Annotated in this window: 18 protein-coding genes; 4 read left to right on the top strand and 14 right to left on the bottom strand. The window is 38.3% G+C overall.

The genetic code is table 11. The annotated features are described in order from the left end of the window. Positions 1–53: 53 nt before the first annotated feature. On the bottom strand, positions 54–917 hold the full coding sequence (locus L652_RS0120420) for a DUF6279 family lipoprotein (protein WP_024595552.1): 864 nt from the start codon (positions 915–917) through the stop codon (positions 54–56). Positions 918–1,699: 782 nt separating this feature from the next. On the opposite strand from L652_RS0120420, the gene L652_RS0120415 reads away from it, so the two are divergent. Further along, the gene (locus L652_RS0120415; protein WP_024595553.1) at positions 1,700–2,425 is read left to right on the top strand and encodes a tetratricopeptide repeat protein; all 726 of its coding nucleotides are present in this window, start codon (positions 1,700–1,702) and stop codon (positions 2,423–2,425) included. Positions 2,426–2,561: 136 nt separating this feature from the next. Here the strand turns inward: L652_RS0120415 and L652_RS0120410 are convergent, their stop codons facing one another. The 12 genes from L652_RS0120410 to dnaK all read right to left on the bottom strand — a co-directional run bounded on the left by L652_RS0120410 (position 2,562) and on the right by dnaK (position 15,885). Further along, positions 2,562–3,980 carry a coniferyl aldehyde dehydrogenase gene (locus tag L652_RS0120410; RefSeq protein WP_024595554.1) on the bottom strand — a complete coding sequence of 473 codons (1,419 nt, stop codon included), beginning with the start codon at positions 3,978–3,980 and terminating at the stop codon, positions 2,562–2,564. A gap of 190 nt (positions 3,981–4,170) precedes the next feature. Further along, complete coding sequence (locus L652_RS0120405) at positions 4,171–5,646, bottom strand: SLC13 family permease (RefSeq protein WP_024595555.1); 1,476 nt, start codon at positions 5,644–5,646, stop codon at positions 4,171–4,173. A gap of 9 nt (positions 5,647–5,655) precedes the next feature. Then, entirely contained in the window at positions 5,656–6,612 is a 957-nt protein-coding gene (locus tag L652_RS0120400; RefSeq protein WP_024595556.1) for a porin, read from the bottom strand. A gap of 176 nt (positions 6,613–6,788) precedes the next feature. Continuing rightward, positions 6,789–8,153: a sigma-54 dependent transcriptional regulator gene (locus tag L652_RS0120395; RefSeq protein ID WP_002959078.1), complete on the bottom strand. Its 1,365-nt coding sequence runs from the start codon at positions 8,151–8,153 to the stop codon at positions 6,789–6,791. Then, complete coding sequence (locus tag L652_RS0120390) at positions 8,146–9,876, bottom strand: ATP-binding protein (protein WP_024595557.1); 1,731 nt, start codon at positions 9,874–9,876, stop codon at positions 8,146–8,148. Before L652_RS0120390 ends, L652_RS0120395 begins: the two co-directional genes overlap by 8 nt. A 190-nt stretch (positions 9,877–10,066) precedes the next feature. Then, positions 10,067–10,330 (bottom strand): hypothetical protein, encoded by a 264-nt coding sequence (locus L652_RS0120385; RefSeq protein WP_024595558.1) that lies wholly within the window; start codon positions 10,328–10,330, stop codon positions 10,067–10,069. A 161-nt stretch (positions 10,331–10,491) separates the two neighbouring features. After that, positions 10,492–10,743, bottom strand: coding sequence for a hypothetical protein (locus L652_RS0120380; RefSeq protein WP_024595559.1), 252 nt, complete (start codon positions 10,741–10,743; stop codon positions 10,492–10,494). Positions 10,744–11,048: 305 nt separating this feature from the next. Continuing rightward, on the bottom strand, positions 11,049–11,417 hold the full coding sequence (locus tag L652_RS0120375) for a response regulator (RefSeq protein ID WP_024595560.1): 369 nt from the start codon (positions 11,415–11,417) through the stop codon (positions 11,049–11,051). 92 nt (positions 11,418–11,509) lie between these two features. Next, positions 11,510–11,914: a DUF1761 domain-containing protein gene (locus L652_RS0120370; protein ID WP_024595561.1), complete on the bottom strand. Its 405-nt coding sequence runs from the start codon at positions 11,912–11,914 to the stop codon at positions 11,510–11,512. 150 nt (positions 11,915–12,064) lie between these two features. Further along, positions 12,065–12,526: a Cys-tRNA(Pro) deacylase gene (gene ybaK / locus L652_RS0120365; RefSeq protein WP_024595562.1), complete on the bottom strand. Its 462-nt coding sequence runs from the start codon at positions 12,524–12,526 to the stop codon at positions 12,065–12,067. A 100-nt stretch (positions 12,527–12,626) separates the two neighbouring features. Then, positions 12,627–13,766 (bottom strand): molecular chaperone DnaJ, encoded by a 1,140-nt coding sequence (gene dnaJ, locus L652_RS0120360; protein ID WP_002959065.1) that lies wholly within the window; start codon positions 13,764–13,766, stop codon positions 12,627–12,629. A gap of 202 nt (positions 13,767–13,968) precedes the next feature. Continuing rightward, a complete protein-coding gene (dnaK, locus tag L652_RS0120355) occupies positions 13,969–15,885 on the bottom strand; it encodes a molecular chaperone DnaK (protein WP_002959064.1) in 1,917 nt (638 codons plus the stop codon). Positions 15,886–16,126: 241 nt separating this feature from the next. Here dnaK and L652_RS0120350 point away from each other — a divergent pair, with 241 nt between their 5' ends. After that, on the top strand, positions 16,127–16,942 hold the full coding sequence (locus L652_RS0120350; RefSeq protein ID WP_024595563.1) for a thioesterase family protein: 816 nt from the start codon (positions 16,127–16,129) through the stop codon (positions 16,940–16,942). Here L652_RS0120350 and L652_RS01000000124215 read toward each other — a convergent pair. Further along, entirely contained in the window at positions 16,931–17,677 is a 747-nt protein-coding gene (locus tag L652_RS01000000124215; protein WP_024595564.1) for a transporter substrate-binding domain-containing protein, read from the bottom strand. The two genes, L652_RS0120350 and L652_RS01000000124215, sit on opposite strands and share 12 nt — an antisense overlap. A gap of 164 nt (positions 17,678–17,841) precedes the next feature. On the opposite strand from L652_RS01000000124215, the gene L652_RS0120340 reads away from it, so the two are divergent. Both L652_RS0120340 and L652_RS0120335 read left to right on the top strand, forming a co-directional pair. Further along, entirely contained in the window at positions 17,842–19,008 is a 1,167-nt protein-coding gene (locus L652_RS0120340) for a paraquat-inducible protein A (protein ID WP_024595565.1), read from the top strand. Further along, positions 19,005–19,962, top strand: a 958-nt coding sequence (locus L652_RS0120335; protein ID WP_024595566.1) for an MlaD family protein, incomplete at its 3' end; no start/stop codon positions are given. The genes L652_RS0120340 and L652_RS0120335, both read left to right, overlap by 4 nt.

The raw sequence follows: 19,962 nt of genomic DNA, 5'->3' as shown, positions 1-19,962 counted from the left end.
AAAAACAAATCAGCCTAAACAGCTAATTTAAAACTTAATAATTCACGCACAATTTAATTTTCTATTATATCGTTTAAGGTCTCAATTAACTCATCAAATTGATCATTAACGCTTTGGCGTTGTTTATCATTTAGAGTTGAGTTTAATTCGTAGAGTAAATTTATATATAAATCTAAGTTTGCTTCATTGGTTTTCAATAGTGCGTCGCTCATATATAGTTCGCGCTCTTTAATAACTTTACTCAACTGATTTATAAATTCTTTTTTTGTTATTTCAACATTTTCAAATACCTGTTTGGCTGCATTCAAACGGGTTTTTTTGTATTCCAACCACAACATTCCAGAGTCTTGATGTTGCTCATTAGTTGATTTAATCAGCGCTTTTTGTTGTTTATTAAGCTTGCCTATCCACTGCTCGTAGTATTCAAATTGCTCTTCCAAACGCTCACTTTTTCGCTCAAGCGGGGTTTGTTCGTTAAACTCTTCACGTTCGTCGTTAATTTTTATTTGAATATTGTTTAAAAGTTCTTCTCTTTGCTCACTTGATAAGGTTGCCCCAAGCTCAGCTAAAGGCATGTGCGCGTATTCAAGTAGGTTCTGCCAATGCTTTCTAGCAAAAACCACCTGCTCTTTTAACTGATCGATGCTTAGTGTGGTGTTAAAAAGTGCCTTAATATTTTGAATGTCTTGTTTGTAGGCTGGTAGTTGCGTACTTCTATGCCACGCTTGGGTCGAGTTAATAATCTGTTTGAGCTGCTTATTTTGTGTTTTATTTAAATCAATATAATCATCTACCCAAAATGACGAAAGCCAGCTCAAGTTGTTATAAGTGAATGAGGCTGAACAGCTACACAAAAATACCATGCTGATAGCAAAGCATGCATTTATCACTTTTTTAGCTTTAAGATTATTAAGCATCACTTTCCTTATTTTAAATTTTATAATCATGAAAATCTTATTTGATAATAATTATCATTTAAATATTGACTTGCGCACTAATCTAACTAATAATCATTATCAGAAACAAAGTGTACCGACCTCAGTGCCTATGGAAGGATATTCAGCAAGGATGCTGACACATTAAAAGAAGAACGTGCCGCTTCGTGGTATTACTTACTCGACCCAAGTAATAACACCAAATATCACATTTACTTGCTACATTGCTCATATTAGTGACGGTTAATATGACTCAAAAAAGCCCTAACGGGCTTTTTTTATATCTTTAAATTTTCTATAAAATCTGTATCTTACACTTCTTAAACTCATTTACTTACCTTGAAAGTCCACCGCGCTGTTATTTACATTTTATACGCACGATCTTATAAGGTACCGCCTTGCGTTTACACTAAAGCTGGCGTAAAACATAACAGTAGACACCCTTTTTTGCATCTATTTGTAGTAACCGATTTAGTCTTTACATAAATGTATTGGGTATTAAACGTTTATAATGTGCAAATAGCGCAAAAATTTAATAAATTAGCATTTAACTATGGCCTGTTGACCTTTTAGGATTAAAACTTGTTCTATCTAGGCGCTATTTAATCGCCGCGCGAAGTTTGTAACTTAGTAAGCTCATTAAAAAACCGAGCAACAAAGAGCAAACCGCCTCAAGGGCGAGCCTAAATAGCAGTGGATGTTTAATCTAAAAAATGTACTGGCCCTAAAATCTATCGAAACTATTACTAATTGGAGACATTAATATGTCACAGTTTAATTTAAAAGCACTCATTCTTGCTGGCGTTTTACTTGCCAGCCCTTTCGCTCATGCAACATTAGAAGATGGCATAAGAGCAGCTAACGAAGGTGAATTTGCAGTCGCCCTAAAAGAATTCCAATACCTAGCAGATAAAGGTTTTGCGCCAGGAATTTACGAACTAGCCAAATTATACGAAGGTGGATACGGTGTAACACGCGATTACCGCAAAGCAGCTGCGCTTTATCAACAAGGCGTTAAAAAGAACCATGCTGATTCGATGTTTGCTCTAGCTGTTTTATACGATGAAGGTAAAGGCGTAAAACTTGATCATCAAATGGCAGTTACCTTATTTGAAAAAGCAGCTAAGAAGAATTTACCTGCAGCTCAATTTAATTTGGGCGTAATGTACGCTAATGGCGTGGGTGTTACACGAGACTATGAAGCGGCACGTAACTGGTACGAAAAAGCAGCTGCAAACAATTACTCTTTAGCGCAATTTAATTTAGCCCTCATGTATTTTGAAGGACTAGGTATGCCAAAAGATCTTGAAAAGTCATATATTTGGAATACTATCGCTGAGTACAACGGTAATATGCAAGCGAGTCATAGCCGTAAACTTGATGAGCGTAAAATGCTGCCTAAAGAAATTGAAGCAGCTAAAGAAAAAGCCGATGCCATTTATGCAAAAATACAAGTGGGTACCTATGCTGGCGAAGGTCGCTTATTTTAAAGTCTTATTTTAGAGTTTAAGACCGTAGCTTTAAACTAATCTAAAAAAGGCTGAATTACATAATGTAATTCAGCCTTTTTAATATATCTTGATTAGCAAGTTAACACCTATTCAACTTTACCAAATCAGCACCCTATTATTTTATGTAAAGCCACTTTAGAAGCTTAATAATAAGTTTGCTTTGTTTTAGTAGCATAACAATGCGAGGATTAAACGAGCCCGATACTAACGTATTTTTAGCATGGCTAAACGTTAAAAAACCTTCTATACCATGATAATGCCCCATTCCTGAATGGCCTACACCACCAAAAGGAGCATCGTCAGCAGTTACTTGCACTAAGGTATCGTTTATTGCCACAGTGCCACTGATTGTTTGCTTCATAATGTATTCTTGAGCGTGCTTATCTTGGCCTAAAATATAAAGCGCTAATGGGTGGTGATGAGCTTTAATATAGTCAATTGCGCTGTCGAGCTTTTCATAACTCATTATTGGCAGTATTGGACCAAATAACTCATCTTGCATAAGCTGCATTTCGTCAGTTACTTGAGTCACTAAATGCAGCCCCATACGATGCTTTTCTTCGTCTTGCTGATTGTGTTCAAGTGGCTTAATAATGTTTGCACCCAGTTCTTGGGCTTGCTCTAAGTAGGTTGCCAAACGTTTATAATGCGCATCGCTAATGATAGAAGTTAAGTTTTTACCTTCAACACCGTCTTTAAAATGCTTTTTATACAACTCGCATAATTGCTGAATAAGCTGATGCTCAAGCTCTTTGGGTACAAATACGTAGTCGGGTGCAACGCATATTTGCCCTGCGTTGGCCATTTTACCAAACAGTAAGGCTTGTGCCGCTTTTTTAATATCGGCATTTTGCGTAATAATAACTGGCGATTTACCACCGAGTTCAAGCGTTATCGGCGTTAAATTACGACTCGCTGACGCCATTACTAATTTACCTACGTTCGTAGAACCCGTAAATAATAAATGAGCAAATGGCAGTGATGAAAACTGCGCGGCTACGTCGCTACCGCCTTGTATTATTTTACAATGAGCTTGCAGATCATCTTTAAATATTTTTTCGATAACGGCGTTTGTATGAGGTGTGAATTCGCTTAATTTAAGCATCACTCTATTACCGGCAGCTATGGCGGTAAGCACAGGTACTAACGCTAACTGAATCGGGTAATTCCACGGTGCAATAATACCAACCACACCTTTGGGCTGATAATTAACACTTACTTTTGAAGGCCATAAGCTTAAACCCACAGAGCGATTACTTGGCTTTGCCCATTTTGGCAGTTTTTTAATAATGTGCGCGAGTGTTTGCACTGTAGGCAGTATATCGCCAAGTAAAGTATCGAAAGCGGTTCTGTAACCAAAGTCTTTTGAAGCAGCATCTACTAGCTCTTGCTCAAGTTCAACAATACGTACACGGAGTTTTTTCAATAAAACGAGACGTTTATCAATTGGCAAGTAAGGCGTTTCGAGAAAGCTTTTTTGCAATTCATCAAACTGGGGAATTAAAGGCATTGCCTGTGATGTCTCAGTGCTCAAAATAGGTTACTCAATTTTTAAAGTTATTAACGACTATAACCTTGTTCTGTTTTTCGAGCAATAACACTAATTATCTAAAAAAGAGCTTCTTAAGCAATATAAATAAGCATAAAGAGTAGCTTTGTTTAAAACTGTAAATATAAACAAAGCTACTCTGGCATAGGTTGGTTCGAACTAATTTAGTTCAGCTTTAAAAGCCAAATACTTGGGCTGCAATCGTCATTGTAACCAGCGTAATTAATACAATAGCCACAATGTTTAGCACAAAACCCGCTCTTATCATGTCGCGCATTTGAATTTGCCCTGAGCCAAACACAATAGCATTTGGTGGTGTCGCTACCGGCATCATAAACGCACAACTACACGCTATAGCTGCTGGAATAACCCAAACCAATGGTGAACCTGTTATAGACTCTGCAACGGGCCCTAACAAAGGAAGAAAGCCCGCTGCAGTTGCTGTATTGCTTGTGATCTCAGTTAAAAACGTAATTAATGCCACAACAACAAGTACACTCAAAACAAGTGGAATAGTGCTAGCGCCTTCAATTAGGTGAGCAATAAATTCAGCAAGCCCTGATGACTTAATTTGAGATGCAAGTGTAAGCCCGCCACCAAATAATAATAAAACGCCCCACGGCACTTTAGCTGCGCTTTCCCAATCAAGGATACGCTCATCTTTGCCTTTATTCGCTGGCATTACAAACAACAGCAATGCCGCTGCAATTGCAATAGTAGTATCTGAAATATTAAGACCTGTTATGTCACCTAATAAAGGTCTAAATATCCAACACAGTGCTGCTAAAACAAACACAAATAACACGCCTTTTTCGGCGCGCTGCATTATACCTAGGCTTTTTAACTGCGTTGAAAACACCGCTTTTGTATCAATTTTCTGATCGTTTTTAATATTAGCATCTACTTTATACGCAAATTTAGTAAGCCAAACCCAGCTAATAATTAGCATGCCTAAAGACAGTGGTACGCCTACAATCATCCATTGCGCAAAGCCAATTTCTATTTGGTAACTATCTGACAAGTAAGCAGCCATTAAAGCATTAGGCGGAGTACCGATTAAAGTAGCAATACCACCAATACTTGCACCATAAGCGATTGATAACAGTAAAGCCTTACCAAAACCTTCATTACTCGGGTCTGATTGCTTTACTAAATTGGTAATCGAAAGCGCAATAGGCAGCATCATTACAGCTGTTGCGGTATTAGACATCCACATCGACAAAAATGCGGTTACCAGCATCATGGCTAAAATTTGCAAGCTTGGCTTTTTACCCGCATATAACATGGTGCTTAGCGCAATACGTTTATGTAACCCCCAACGCTCCATAGCAATAGAAATTAAAAAACCACCTAAAAATAAAAATATTAGCGGGTGCGCATACGGGGCAGCCACGCTTTTAATTGCTGCTATATCAGCAAGTGGTGATATTACCAGAGGGAGCAAAGCAGTTGCTGGAATTGGTACTACTTCGCTAACCCACCACGATGCCATCCAAAATGCTAAACCTGCGGTTTTAAATGCCGCTACAGACATACCCGTTGGTGGATCGAGTAAACATGTCATTAGCATTACTACAGGGCCTAGTATCAAAAAAAGCCATTGGAAATTTCTTTTCTTATCTGGTTTTTGCGTGAGTATATTATCTGTCATGGCAGGCCTCTAAAATTTGTATTTAAGACCAAGCGCAACACTGCTGTCGTCTTGTTCTTCTAAATTAAGGTCGGTGTATAAAAGGTAAGCAGTTGTTTGCTTGTCAAATACATAGTCAAGGCCCGTAGTCCATTGTGTTGCCTCAGAAGTTTGACGAAGTAAAGAGTCATCTTTAGCAAACTGTAATTTAGGTACCCATTTATCAAGCGTATAGCTTGCACTTAACACATAACCGTTACCTGATTTTATACCATCTGTTGATTCAGAATGCTGATATAGTGCACCAAGCTGTAATTGTTCAAATTTATAGGCTGCTGCTATTCGGCTCGCATTAATATTATTAAGAGAATCAACATGGCTTAATGATAAGTAATATGAGGTGCTTTTTAAGCTACGATCACCATAAATAAAAGTTGCTGCAAATCCAGCTTCGTTATCTTTGTTGTCGTCTTTTGGAGCATAAGTAAACGAAAATTGCGTATTATGCCAATAATTAGAAGTGTATGTTAGCGTATCACCAAGTCTATCTTGTCCTGCAATAACTTGGGCTATGTCACCTTGGGTTTCATTAAAGTTATCAACTTTGCCTTCAGAGTATTTAAAGCGAGTATCATTTCTTCCCACTACAAGCTCGCCAAATTGACCTTTTAAACCAAGATAAGTATTCCTTGCACTAAATGGCTCTTCGGTGTCATCTTGCTCAAAGCCTTTTACTTGCACTTCGTATTTAAAAACAACGTTTAAATATTCATTTAATTTGTGTTGCCCTTGAATACCTATACGCGAAAATGGCGCTTCAATCTGCGTGCCTTCTTCTGCGTAACGCATAATACCCGTATCTGTATTAGCAATTTGCACTTCGGCTTTACCATAAACATCATATTCAGTAGCGCAAGCCGTGTACGAGTAAAAAGCTAAGCTACTTATTGAGGTGAGTAAAATAGTAGAGTGTGTAAACTTTATCATTATGTGTCCTAATTATTAGAATCTACTTGTTGTCAGACCTAATAAGGCAACATTACTGCCAATGGTAAAATACTTCTATATTTCAGATGGTTAATGGGTATTGCGTATAAAAAAGAGAATAAATGTGCGGTTTCCCACACACCATAAAAACGAAGTTGTCACATAAACCACACAATTTAGTCAATAAACATATCGCGGTTTAAATTGTATTTACTCATTTTATCGTAAAGGGTTTTACGAGCGATTTGCAGTGTATCCATCGTATTTTTAATACTGCCATGGTTACGCTCTAGGGCTTCTTCTATTAACGACTGCTCATAAAAAGCAACTTTTTCAGATAGGCTTAAATCGGGAGAAAGCTCACCTTTAGCCTGCGTTTTGCTAACACTAAAAGCAAGTTCTACTCCTAATAAAACCGCGCGCTCAGCTTGGTTTCTAAGCTCCCTTACATTACCAGGCCAGTCGTACGCTAAGAGTCGCTGTTGTATTTCGCTATTAAGAGGTGCTGGCGGCTTGTGATAGCGTGTTGCTGCAATAGAGCTAAAGTGCTTAAAGAGTAATACTATATCTGCTTTGCGAGCTCTAAGAGGCGGTATATCTACTTTTACCAAGCTTAGTCGATAATATAAGTCTGCTCTAAATTCACCTTTTTCAACTAATAAAAGCAAATCTACTTTAGTGGCTGCAACAATTCTTATATCTAACTCAATTGCTTTATTATCACCTACTGGAGTTACTTTTCGCTCCTCTAATACGCGTAATAATTTAACCTGCAACGACATAGGGGTACTTTCTATTTCATCTAAAAAAACTGTACCACCTTGTGCAAATTCAAACTTTCCCTTACGAGTGTGAGTTGCTCCGGTATAGGCACCACTTGCAGCACCAAACAACTCGCTTTCTATCAACTGCTCAGGCACCGCGCCGCAATTTATAGCCACAAAATTACTTGCTGAGCGAATACTTTGATCGTGTAAGTAACGCGCTACAAGCTCTTTACCCGTGCCAGTTTCACCTTCAATCATTACATCAGCTGGGGTATCAATAACCGTATTGAGTAAATGCATCATATCTTGCATTTTAGGAGTATCACCCAGTATTCTTACACCCGGCGCTGAGGTTTTTTGTACAGCAAGTTTTAGTGCACGATTTTGAATCACTAAGCTACGCTTGTCGCATGCTCTTGCTATGCAATCAAGCAATGTTTCGTTTACTGGTTTTTCAAATAAGTCATACGCGCCTAATTGCATAGCTTTAACAGCAATAGTTACATCGGCGTACCCTGTTAAAAATATAACCGGCAGTTCACTATCAAATGCCGTGACTTGCTCAAGCAAAGTTAGCCCATCCATTGCAGGCATATTTATGTCACTCAGTACAACGCCCATAAAACGTCGATTAAGCTTTGTTAGAGCCGTACTTGCATCATTAAAGCACTCAACTGTATAGCCTTCGAGGGTAAGTAATTGTTTTAATGAATCTCTGATCATCGCTTCATCATCAACTACAATGATGTGCTTACACGGTGAGTTTTCAATCATCTGTTTTATCCTGCGTGCTTGATAGACTGATTATAAACTCAGCCCCGCCTTGCAGTCGATTGTGCGCACTTAAAGAGCCATTAAACGAGTCAATGATTTGTTTTGAAATAGATAATCCAAGGCCTAAGCCGTTACTCTCTTTAGTACTATAAAAAGGTTCGAAAATATTACCAAAAGCATGTTGCTCTATTCCAGGCCCTGTATCTAAAATTGAGAGTTTTACTCGATTATCAAAGCACTCAACATTAAAACTTAATTTACGTATTATTGCGCCATTCATAGCTTGGCTCGCGTTAGTTATTAAGTTAACCAACACTTGCTCAAATTTAAGTGAATCAACCCACACTATTAACCCACTATCTAAATTAGGCTGCTCTACGTGTACGTTATCTTGTTTTAGTTGTGAGCTGGCAATCATCAAGGCGTTATTTAATAAACCAGCTAACGGATAAGGCCTTAATTGAGTTTGTGATGGTTTGCTAAAATGTTTTAGCTGCCCCACTATTTTGTGTACGCGACCTACAAGCCCCTCAATCACAGTTATGCTTTCGCTAAGTGCGGTGTAATTTTGCTTAGCGAGTAAACGTTTGGCGCTTGCTAGGTAAGTATTCATAGCGCTAAGGGGCTGGTTTATTTCGTGATTAATACCTGCGCTTAACTGCCCAATTGTTGCAAGTTTTGCTGATTGAACTAATGCAACTTGCGTTTTCTCAAGCTCTTGTGTGCGCTCAATCACTTTTTGCTCAAGACTATGCCTAGAGTAAACGAGCTTTTTATAACCCGCAAAACGAGCAAGTAAACTATAACCAACAATAATAACTAAAGCATAAATGCTAAATGCCCAAAACAAGCGTATTAATTGAGCTGAATTTACTTTTGTAATATCAACAAGTACGTTCATATGTGCACTAAAGTAACGCAATGGTTTTGTCGCACTCACATAAAGGTTTTTATTAATTTTGAAATGCGAAATACCCTGGCTCTTATATTGAAATTGCTTAATATATACAGGTTGATGATCTAAATAAGCACGGCGTAACTTTATATTACGTCGCTTTGGTATATCAAACTCACTGAAGCTATTTAAACGCCATGTTTGCATATCAGACATCGCAATTACATTATCACTAAGCTCTAAATAAAAATGGCTACCTTTAGATGTATTTAAAAGCTCTCTGTCGTTTTCAAATTTGCTTACATTCACTTTTAATACAACAACACCAACCGCTTTGTTGTCGTGATAAACAGCCTGCGAAAAATAAATACCACGCTCTTTTGAACGCATACCTAGTGCAAAGTAGGCCACTTTTTCACCTGCAAATGCACGCTTAAAGTAAGGTCTAAAGGCAAAGTTACTGCCTAAAAATGTGTAGTCGGCTTGCCAGTTACTACTTGCCGTTACTGCGCCTTGGGCATTCAGTACAAATATATCTGATGCACCACTGGCTTGTTGTATATCAGCTAAGTAGTTATTTATAGCGTTGTAATGGGCTTGGTCGCCGTTTGCAAATTCAATCATTAACTGATTATAAGTAAGTAGCTGGGGAATAGCCGAAAAACGAGCGAGTTCAGTATCAATGTAATTATTTAATTGGGTAACCTGACGCTGCGCTTGAGCTGTTGCTTTTTCAATATCGTGAGCGCGGCCTACCCAAAATGTAACAACCAAAATTAATACTAATAATATACATACTGTAATTATTTTTTTAGAAAACGTAAACATGGCCTACCCGAGAAATAGCCTAAAAATTTAAGGTCGCTAGTGTAACGACTTATATGAGGCAGGGATATAAACTTTTTGTTAACAAATGAATTTAATTATACTTGTTAATTAAATTTAGTCCTAAAAACAAAAAACACCGCAAACAGTTGTGCTTGCAGTGTTTAAGGTTTAGAACAAAATTAATACGTTATTAATTTGTAGCTAAAGCTGATCTGTTTTTTAGGTATTTGTATAAACCAATTAATGAAGCAGCTATCCAAAATATTTCTATCACAAAGCTCGCTAAATTAAAGTTATAGCAAAGGCTAATTAACAACAAAATCGCCCCTGTTAAATTCATCATATTATACGTTAGGCTAGATGGAGACGTCTTTCCTAGCTGCAGTAAGAAAAATGAACCAACTACTAAAAAAGTACCTGTCATACCTATGATGTCAAATAAGAGTGCTATCACGAAACTATCCTTTATCCATTTTTAAATAACCCAATAAACTGGCCCGATCCATGGGGAGGGTATTTTTTCATTCATTGAAACAGCAAACCGAGCGATTCTATCAATATGGTAAATTCTAACAAGGCCATATGTCCGTATGAAGAAATTTTACTGTATCTGAATTATTTAAACGTTACTTTGCCACCAATTATTTTATAGGCAGGTGCACCACGAATAATCGCTTCTCGGGCAAAAGGCCGACTGCAGTTAGGACAAATACAGGGCTCTTGTGTAAAGTCTTGACTAATACGCTCTTTAAAACACTTAACTAATGCTCCTTTGCCTCCTTTTCGATATTTAAATAAGGAAGCTTTACAAGCAGAGCAAAAAATATCGACCGTTTTAGTTGGGCCTTTTTTATTAGGTTTTGCCATTAAGTCCTTCAGTACTATATAAAAAATTATTCTTTATGATACCAGTTTATAGCAATTCGTTTAATTAAGTGATCTATTTTGAGGGTAGAAAAACGTGTTGATAGCTAGGCGAAAATTCGCTATTTAACTGTTCTAAATGAGAATTTTTTAACACAGGGAGCGATACATTTAGCCTCGCAAAATGATTAAGTATTATTGCTCATTGGTATTAGGTGGGTAAAGGTGACCACTGGGTTTTAGAATTTTTACGCGGTATGGTTATTAAAGTGAGCTCATAATAATTTAATGATGATGAAAAATATAACCTAATCTTTGAAAAAGAAGCGGTTTAATTGAGATGATAATACATTCATATTAAAAGGTTTGATTATAAACCCCGATACTTTAGCCGCAATTACTTGCTTAACTTTATCTGTACTATCCTCACAGGTAACCATCAACACAGGAATATCAGCAAGGGCTCTGTCTTTTCGAATGTTTGTGAGTAAATCAACACCATCCATTTTTGGCATATGAAGATCTGTAATAACCAAATCGAAATGTTGGTCACGTAATAAAGCCAAAGCTTGTAATCCATCAGTAGCTTCAACGATATTGCAATACTCCAACTTTCTTAGCATATTAATTAAAACATGACGCATGAGCGGCATATCATCAACAACTAATATTTTCATTAATACTGCTACCAAATCATGTAAATACGATTATATAAACCTACTCTACTCTCAGGTAAGAATCAAACCGGGCATTAATGGCAACTCAACCCTTACGGCCAAATACCTAAAATAAGCCCCATTAACGAAAACTGTAAAATACAGTAACTCCCATTAATTAAAAATAGTTTTAAAGGGCGTTGCTCAAATATATAACTTAACCCTAGTGAACTACTGATCCAAAAAAAGCCGATCACAAAGCCTGTTCCTACACACTCAACTAAACTTGCGTCTTTACCTAAAAATAGAGACAACATTAAAGCCGCTATAAATACTAAAAAGAAGCTGCCGCCAAATATCAACTTAGGATTGGCTGATTGTAAATCAAGGTCAGTTAAGCCAATACTTTCTAGCCAAGCGTTTTTAAAGAGTGCTTTTGAGTACCATATGCCGCCAAGCATAAAAGAAGACAGTGCAGCCACCAGTATTGCAAAATAATCTACATCTAAAAGGTTCATACAAACAGCCGTATACAAAATGTGTAATACCGTTTGGTATTAAATATTAACGGTATAAAGATACTCTCAATGTAGTTACAAATAAGGTATTGAGCAAATTGCTTAACTTGAGTTAATTGCCTTTATGGAGAGTAATTTTAAAAATAAAGGCTATAAATCGCCAAATTTAGCGCTAGTTAACGCCGCTAAATTAGTTGGGGAGAGTGCGATTTCTAAACCTCGCTTTCCGGCGCTCACATAAATAGTATCAAAAAGTGAAGCACTACTATGAATAAACGTAGCTAAGCGTTTTTTTTGTCCAAGTGGACTTACTCCCCCTAAAATATAACCAGTGCTAGCTTGAACTTTTTGCGGGGCAGCCATTGCTACTTTTTTGGCACCACATAATTTTGCCAACTGTTTTAAGTTAACTTGTTGCGACACAGGAGTAACAGCAACAATTAGCTGCCTTTCGTGTGTTTCAAGAACGAGAGTTTTATATACTTGGGCGCTATCTAAATTTAACTTTTCAACAGCTTCAAGCCCATATTGACTATTACCTGCATCGTGTTCGTAACTGAGTACTTCAAAGGGGATTTTTTGTTTTTTAAGTAATTCGATTGCTGGGGTCATACTATTTAATCGTGTTTTTTTTAACAGTAACAAAAATAAAATTTAAAGCAAAAAAAACGACGCTAAAAAGCGCCGTTTCATTATTAATAATAATTTAAATTTACTTAGTTAAATCATCAAAAAACTTTTTAACACCGTCAAAAAAGCCTTGCTCTTTAGGACGATTTTTCGAGCTATCTGTACCCATACTTTCATCTAACTCTTGCAGTAGTTCACGTTGACGCTCGTTAAGATTAACTGGCGTTTCGATTACTACCTTACAAATTAGATCGCCTTGGGCACCACTTCGAACAGACTTAACGCCTTTGCCACGCATACGGAACATTTTGCCCGTTTGCGTTTCAGAAGGTATTTTAAGTTTTGCACGACCATCAAGTGTTGGCACCTGAATTTCGCCACCAAGACCTGCTGTTGTAAAGCTAATTGGTACTTCACAGTATAAATTATTTGCTTCACGTACAAATATTTCATGTTCGCGAACAGATACTTGCACGTACAAGTCGCCAGATGGCGCGCCGTGCATTCCGGCTTCACCTTCACCAGTTAAGCGGATACGGTCTCCTGTATCAACGCCAGCTGGAATTTTAACTGAAAGCGTTTTAGTTTTTTCTACGCGGCCCTGGCCATGACATTTGTTACAAGGGTCTGAAATAATCTGACCTTGTCCCTGACACGTTGGACACGTTTGCTGAACAGCAAAGAAACCTTGGCGCATTTGTACTTGGCCAGCACCATGACACGTAGTACATGTTTTAGGCTTAGAACCTGCTTTAGCACCACTGCCATCACATGGCTCACAACCCACCCATGTTGGTACTTTAATTTCAACTTCTTTACCACGAACCGCTTCTTCTAAGCTCAAGTCCATGTTGTAACGTAAGTCAGAACCACGTTGTTGACGAGATTGACGTCGACCACCGCCGCCACCAAAAATATCGCCAAATACGTCACCAAATACATCACCAAAATCGCCATGACCGCCACCAAAGCCGCCATGACCACCGCCACCGCCCTGTTCAAATGCCGCGTGACCATGTTGGTCATACATTTGGCGTTTTTGAGGATCAGTTAAAATCTCGTAAGCTTCTTTAACTTCTTTAAATTTAGTTTCAAGCTCTTTATCGCCTGCGGTACGATCTGGATGATATTTCATCGCTAAGCGTTTATACGCTTTTTTTATGTCTCGCTCACTCGCATCTTTGCTTACGCCGAGGGCTTCGTAATAATCGCGTTTTGACATATCTATCACACTACTCTTTTCTGTTTGCAGCGTGAGCTGCTGGATAAACCGATAAATCGCATCGATTTATCATTGAATTTTCAAACCTTAAATACATGCAAAAGGCGCGACAAGCTATTGCTCGCGCGCCTCAATTGTTCATCCTAACCTAAACACTCGATTGAGTTAAGTGTTTTTGGCTAGCGAGAAGCGTTAGCAACAATTACTTGTCGTCTTTCACTTCTTCGAACTCTGCATCAACAACGTCGTCGTCTTGCTTAGCTGATTGCTGTTGCTCGCCTGCATCTGCTGAACCTTGCTGTGCTTTCGCTTGTGCAATTTCCATTAGTTTTTGAGACTTTTCAGCAAGAGCTTGAGTTTTAGCTTCAATCTCTTCTTTGTTGTCGCTCTTAATAGCAGCTTCTAAATCTACAACAGCCGCTTCAATCGCTTCTTTGTCTTCGCTTGGTAATGCATCGCCAGCTTCTTCAATTTGCTTACGAGTACCGTGTACTAGAGCATCAGCTTGGTTACGAGCAGCTACAAGTTCTTCAAACTTTTTATCGTCTTCAGCATGTGCTTCTGCATCACGAACCATTTTTTCAACTTCTTCATCGCTTAGGCCTGAAGATGCTTGAATTGTGATTTTTTGCTCTTTACCTGTATCTTTATCTTTTGCAGATACATGTAAGATACCATCGGCATCAACATCGAATGTTACTTCGATTTGCGGTGTACCACGTTGTGCTGGGCGAATACCTTCTAGGTTAAATTGACCTAGAGATTTATTGTCGCTTGAACGTTTACGCTCACCTTGTAACACGTGAATTGTTACAGCAGATTGGTTATCTTCAGCTGTTGAGAATGTTTGCGATTTCTTAGTAGGAATCGTCGTGTTTTTCTCAATTAATGCTGTCATTACTGAACCCATTGTCTCAATACCAAGAGATAATGGAGAAACGTCTAGTAATAGTACATCTTTGACGTCACCAGCAAGTACACCACCTTGAATCGCTGCGCCTACTGCAACTGCTTCATCAGGGTTTACGTCTTTACGTGGTTCTTTACCGAAGAAATCAGCAACTGTTTTTTGTACTAAAGGCATACGTGTTTGGCCACCAACAAGAATAATATCGTTGATGTCGCTTACTGATAAATCAGCATCAGCAAGTGCACGTTTAAGTGGCTCTAGAGATTTAGTTACTAAATCTTCAACTAGTGATTCAAGCTTAGCACGTGTTAGTTTCACGTTCATGTGCTTAGGACCAGATGCATCAGCAGTTACATACGGAAGGTTTACTTCAGTTGATTGTGCAGATGACAGTTCAATTTTTGCTTTTTCAGCAGCTTCTTTAACACGTTGCATTGCAAGAGGATCAGTTTTTAAGTCTAAACCTTGATCTTTCTTGAATTCAGCTACTAAGTAGTTGATTACACGGTTATCGAAATCTTCACCACCTAAGTGAGTATCACCGTTTGTAGCAAGTACTTCAAAAGTGTGCTCGCCTTCAACTTCATCAATTTCAATGATTGATAAATCGAAAGTACCGCCACCTAAGTCATATACTGCAACGATGTTTTCGCCACGGTTTTTATCCATACCGTAAGCAAGTGCCGCAGCAGTTGGCTCATTGATAATACGTTTAACTTCAAGACCCGCAATACGGCCAGCATCTTTCGTTGCTTGACGTTGTGAATCGTTAAAGTATGCAGGTACTGTGATTACAGCTTCAGTTACTTCTTCACCTAAGAAGTCCTCTGCCGTTTTCTTCATTTTTTTCAGTACTTCAGCAGAAATTTGTGGTGCAGCGCGTTTTTCGCCACCCGCTTCTACCCATGCATCGCCGTTATCAGCTTTGATGATTTTAAACGGCATAATGCCGATATCGCGTTGTACTTCTTCGTCTTCAAAACGACGACCAATTAAACGCTTGATTGCAAATAATGTGTTTGTCGGGTTAGTAACCGCTTGACGCTTAGCAGATTGACCTACTAATGTTTCGCCGTCTTGCGTGTAAGCAATAATAGACGGGGTTGTGCGATCGCCTTCCGCGTTTTCAATAACACGTGCTTTGCCACCATCAAGTACTGCAACACAAGAGTTTGTAGTACCTAAATCGATTCCAATAATTTTACCCATGAAACTTCTCCAACTTCAATATTCGTTAATACGTTCGATGACATAGTAAATAGGGATGCGCCAAACTTATTTCAACTGTAAAAATGAAAAAAAATCCATTTTTTGTGATTTATTTACAAAATAACCCTAATAATTGTAAGGAATGGTGATTTTTGCACCGCCAGAGACGTTTTTAATTACTGGTCTGACTAGTTTGGTTGTGTTATAAATTTATTAAATCGCACTATAAAAGGACATCTTCATGCATTTTGAACAATTACTTCTCCAAGCTGCAAAAATTGGAAGTTCAGACAATACCGAACAATTAACTAGCACAATGCAATTTCCAGAAAACTGGTGCCAAGGCAGAACTGCTTTTGGTGGGCTCTCAGCCGCACTGTTGTATCAAGCTATCAGAGGAAAAGTATCCAATGATCGTCGCCTACTCTCACTCAGTACAAATTTTGTAGGGCCATTACTAGCTGATACTCCTTTTTCGTTATCGGTAGAAATATTACGACAAGGTAAAAGCAGCACACAGGTACTCGCCAAAGCCATTCAAAATGAACAAGTGTGTGTAATTGTACAAGCGTGTTTTGCTAAAAGTAGAGAGTCGGGTGTAAATGTGCCTGTTTCAAAGTCTTTAGGGTTAAAACCGGTAGACGAGCGCCATACTCTACCTTTTATTAAAGGCCAGATGCCTGAATTTTTTCAACATGTTGATTTATGCCCTCAACAAGGTGCCATGCCATTTAGCAGCGCAGAAACGTCTCACTTAGGGGGATGGATGCGCTTTAAACATACGCCCGAACAAATAACTGAAGCGCATGTAATTGCATTAACAGATGCATGGCCACCTACGTTATTACAAATGTTTAAACAACCCGCTCCAGCTAGTAGCATGTCATGGTATTTAGAGTTTGTACAAGAGCCAAACTTATCACCTGGCGAATGGCTTGGCTTTGAAGCAATCACTCATCACTCAAAAGATGGTTACGGTTTAGAAGATGGCTGTATATGGTCACAATCCGGTGAGCTAATAGCGCTTACACGTCAAACAGTGGCGTTATTTGATTGATGAATGGGTTTGGCCTTCATCAAAAATTCTTTTATAAGTACCGTTTTGCTTGATGAGCGCCAAACCAATATCAAACTCAGTAGCTAAAGAGAAGTTATTAAAATAAGCAGGTCGCTCTGCTTTTGTAAATAAAGTGTAAATTTGCACAGCTTCGGGTGATTTATGTTGATTGTAGTAATAGTAAAAAATACGCTTGTCTAACACAATTACATCCACCCAACCTTTTAACAGCTTATCTACTTGCGCTTTTTGATTAATAACCTCTTGATATGAGCTAAAGTGTTTAACATTACTTTTAAATATAGAAGGCAGATATGCAGTTGCATTTTGAAAAGCAAGAACGTTTTTATTAAACATGCCTTCTATTTTATCAATATTATATTTATTTCGCTTGAGTGTAATGGCTACATTTTCATAACTAAGTACCGGTTTACTTGAGTAAATACCAGGACTACTTCCTCCTGCATAATTTAAAAGTATATCTACTCCTTTATTATGCAATTGATGCTCAGCGCGTTTATTAGACATATATTGCACATTAATATTGGCAAATCCATTAGCCTTTAACGCGGCTTTAATTAAACCTAGGTGTATACCCGAGTCTGTTTTTGCAAAAACATAGGGCGGAATTGATGCGCTCGCGGCGATAATTACTTCTCGCTCTTTATTAATAGCCACAGCATTTTGCGAACAAATAAAGAGCCACATTTGTATGCAGTACAAATAATATTTCACACGCTTCCTTTATATAACGAGCAGCTTGATGGCAGAACGCGTTGTATTAATGTATTAAATATAGCAAAATTGAAGAAATATTCTTCTTGCTTGGTATTAAATTGCAAACTGTCTGCCCCTGCTGCGATCTGATCATAGATATACCTCGCATAATCGCAAAACAAATGGCGATATGCCCACATTGTCACCATAAACTTTGCGAAGCCGATGTTAATCACGACAGTCGCATAGTTGCACTAAGCTTTAGCGCACTATTAATGTTGCTCAGCAGTATGTTTTACCCTTTTATTTCATTTAGTAGTAGCGGTATAACTCAAACTATTACACTGCCCGACGCGGCTCGAATTTTGTTTAATTATGATAGTGAGCTACTTGGCTTATTTATTGATTTGAGCATTATTGCCCTGCCCATGGGTTTGCTTGTTATTTTAATTCCTTTGCATCTTGGGCTTTTAAAAGCATTACCAGAGAGCATTGCAAGGCGACTACTAAAGTTCACTTTGGCGTTAGAGCCTTGGATTATGTCGGAAATATTTTTAATTGGCGTACTTGTTAGTATGGTTAAAATCATGTCGCTGGCTGATATTAGCTTCGGCACGAGTTTTTGGGCTTATGTGGGGTTTGTTATTTTATACATAGCTGCACTTGTTCACTTAAATCGCCCACGCTTATGGGCTCAAATAAAGCCTGTAAAAGTACTCGAAGGCGCAGAGCATGCTAAACGTGCAATAGATGAAAATATTAAAGCCTGCCATGTGTGCCATCAACTATGTACCGGTAATATTTGCCAGCGTTGCCATACAAAAACACACGTTAGAAATCCTTATAGCGTACAAAAAGCAGCAGCTTGGCTAATTACTTCTGTTGTTTGTTATATTCCAGCAAATGTTTTACCTATTATGCACACCACTAGCCTTGGGGATGAATCCCCTTCGACTTTAATTGGTGGTGTTATTACTCTTTGGAAAAGTGGCTCCTACCCTATTGCCGCTATTATATTTTTAGCCAGCGTTGTGGTGCCACTTGCTAAAGCTTTTGTATTGAGCTTTTTATGCTTTATGGTTACAAGGCCTGCCAATAAACATACAAAAAGTTACACCCGAATTTATCAACTGACTGAGTTTATTGGTAAATGGTCGATGATAGATGTATTCGTGGTTGCTATTTTAGTGGCCTTAGTTCAACTGGGTAATTTAATGTCAGTAACGCCAGGATTAGGCATTGTATTTTTTACAGTTATGGTAATATGCCAAATGATGGCTGCCCATGCCTTTGACCCACGCTTATTGTGGGATTCCCCTAAAAACAAAAAATCAGAGAACAAAGCATGACCGAAACCGCCGAAATAACAAAAGAACCGAAAATTTCAGCTATCTGGATCATTCCGGCAATTGCGCTGTTAGTGGGCATGTGGATGTTATACCAATACCAAGCTAATAAAGGCCCTACTATTTTTATCGAAATGCCACAAGCAGAAGGTATTATTGCAGGTAAGACTGAAATAAAAGTGCGCAGTGTAAAAATAGGTCAAATTGATCATGTTCGGCTATCCGACACGCAAGACAGCGTAATTGCTCGCGCGCAAATAGATAAAAATTACAACGAGCTACTGACTGACGATGCCAAAATTTGGGTCGTAAAACCACGCATTGATGAAACAGGTATTAGCGGGATGAGTACGTTATTGTCTGGTGTATATTTAGAGTTTTCACCCGGTGAAAGTAAAGAACTAAAAGAGCGTTTTAAGTTACAAGATGAACCCGCCCTCATTGGTAAAGATGTGAAAGGTGGTCGTTTTAAATTAATGAGTTACAACGCTGAAGTACTTGATGTAAGCACCGGTATATTCTTCAAAAATTATAAAATAGGGCAAATAGAAACCGCCACTTTTGATTGGGAAAACCAAGCAATGAAGTATGGCGTATTTATTAAAGCCCCTTATCAAAATCTGATCACCATGAACTCAATATTTTGGGTGAACGCAGGAATTGAAATTGACCTATCTGCCGATGGTATCAATATTAATACGGGCTCTTTGAGTAAACTATTAAAAGGCGGTATTTCGGTTGGTTTACCTGAACAACAGGCCCCGGGTGAAATAGCACAAGATGGGCATAGCTTTTCATTAAGCCAAAGCTATAAAGAGGCGTTAGAAGAGCGCTTTTATGATTTTGATTACTACCTAATTGAATTTGAACAGTCAGTTCGAGGACTACGCACAGGTGCACCTGTCGAATACAGAGGTATGCGTGTAGGTACTGTTGTTGAAACCCCTGCCAATGTAA

Origin of the sequence: Pseudoalteromonas sp. TB25, from assembly GCF_000497995.1 — a bacterium.
GTDB classification, from domain to species: Bacteria; Pseudomonadota; Gammaproteobacteria; order Enterobacterales; family Alteromonadaceae; genus Pseudoalteromonas; species Pseudoalteromonas distincta.
The sequence above is the reverse complement of the archived record's forward strand: the minus strand, read 5'-3'. Positions and strand labels throughout refer to the sequence as shown.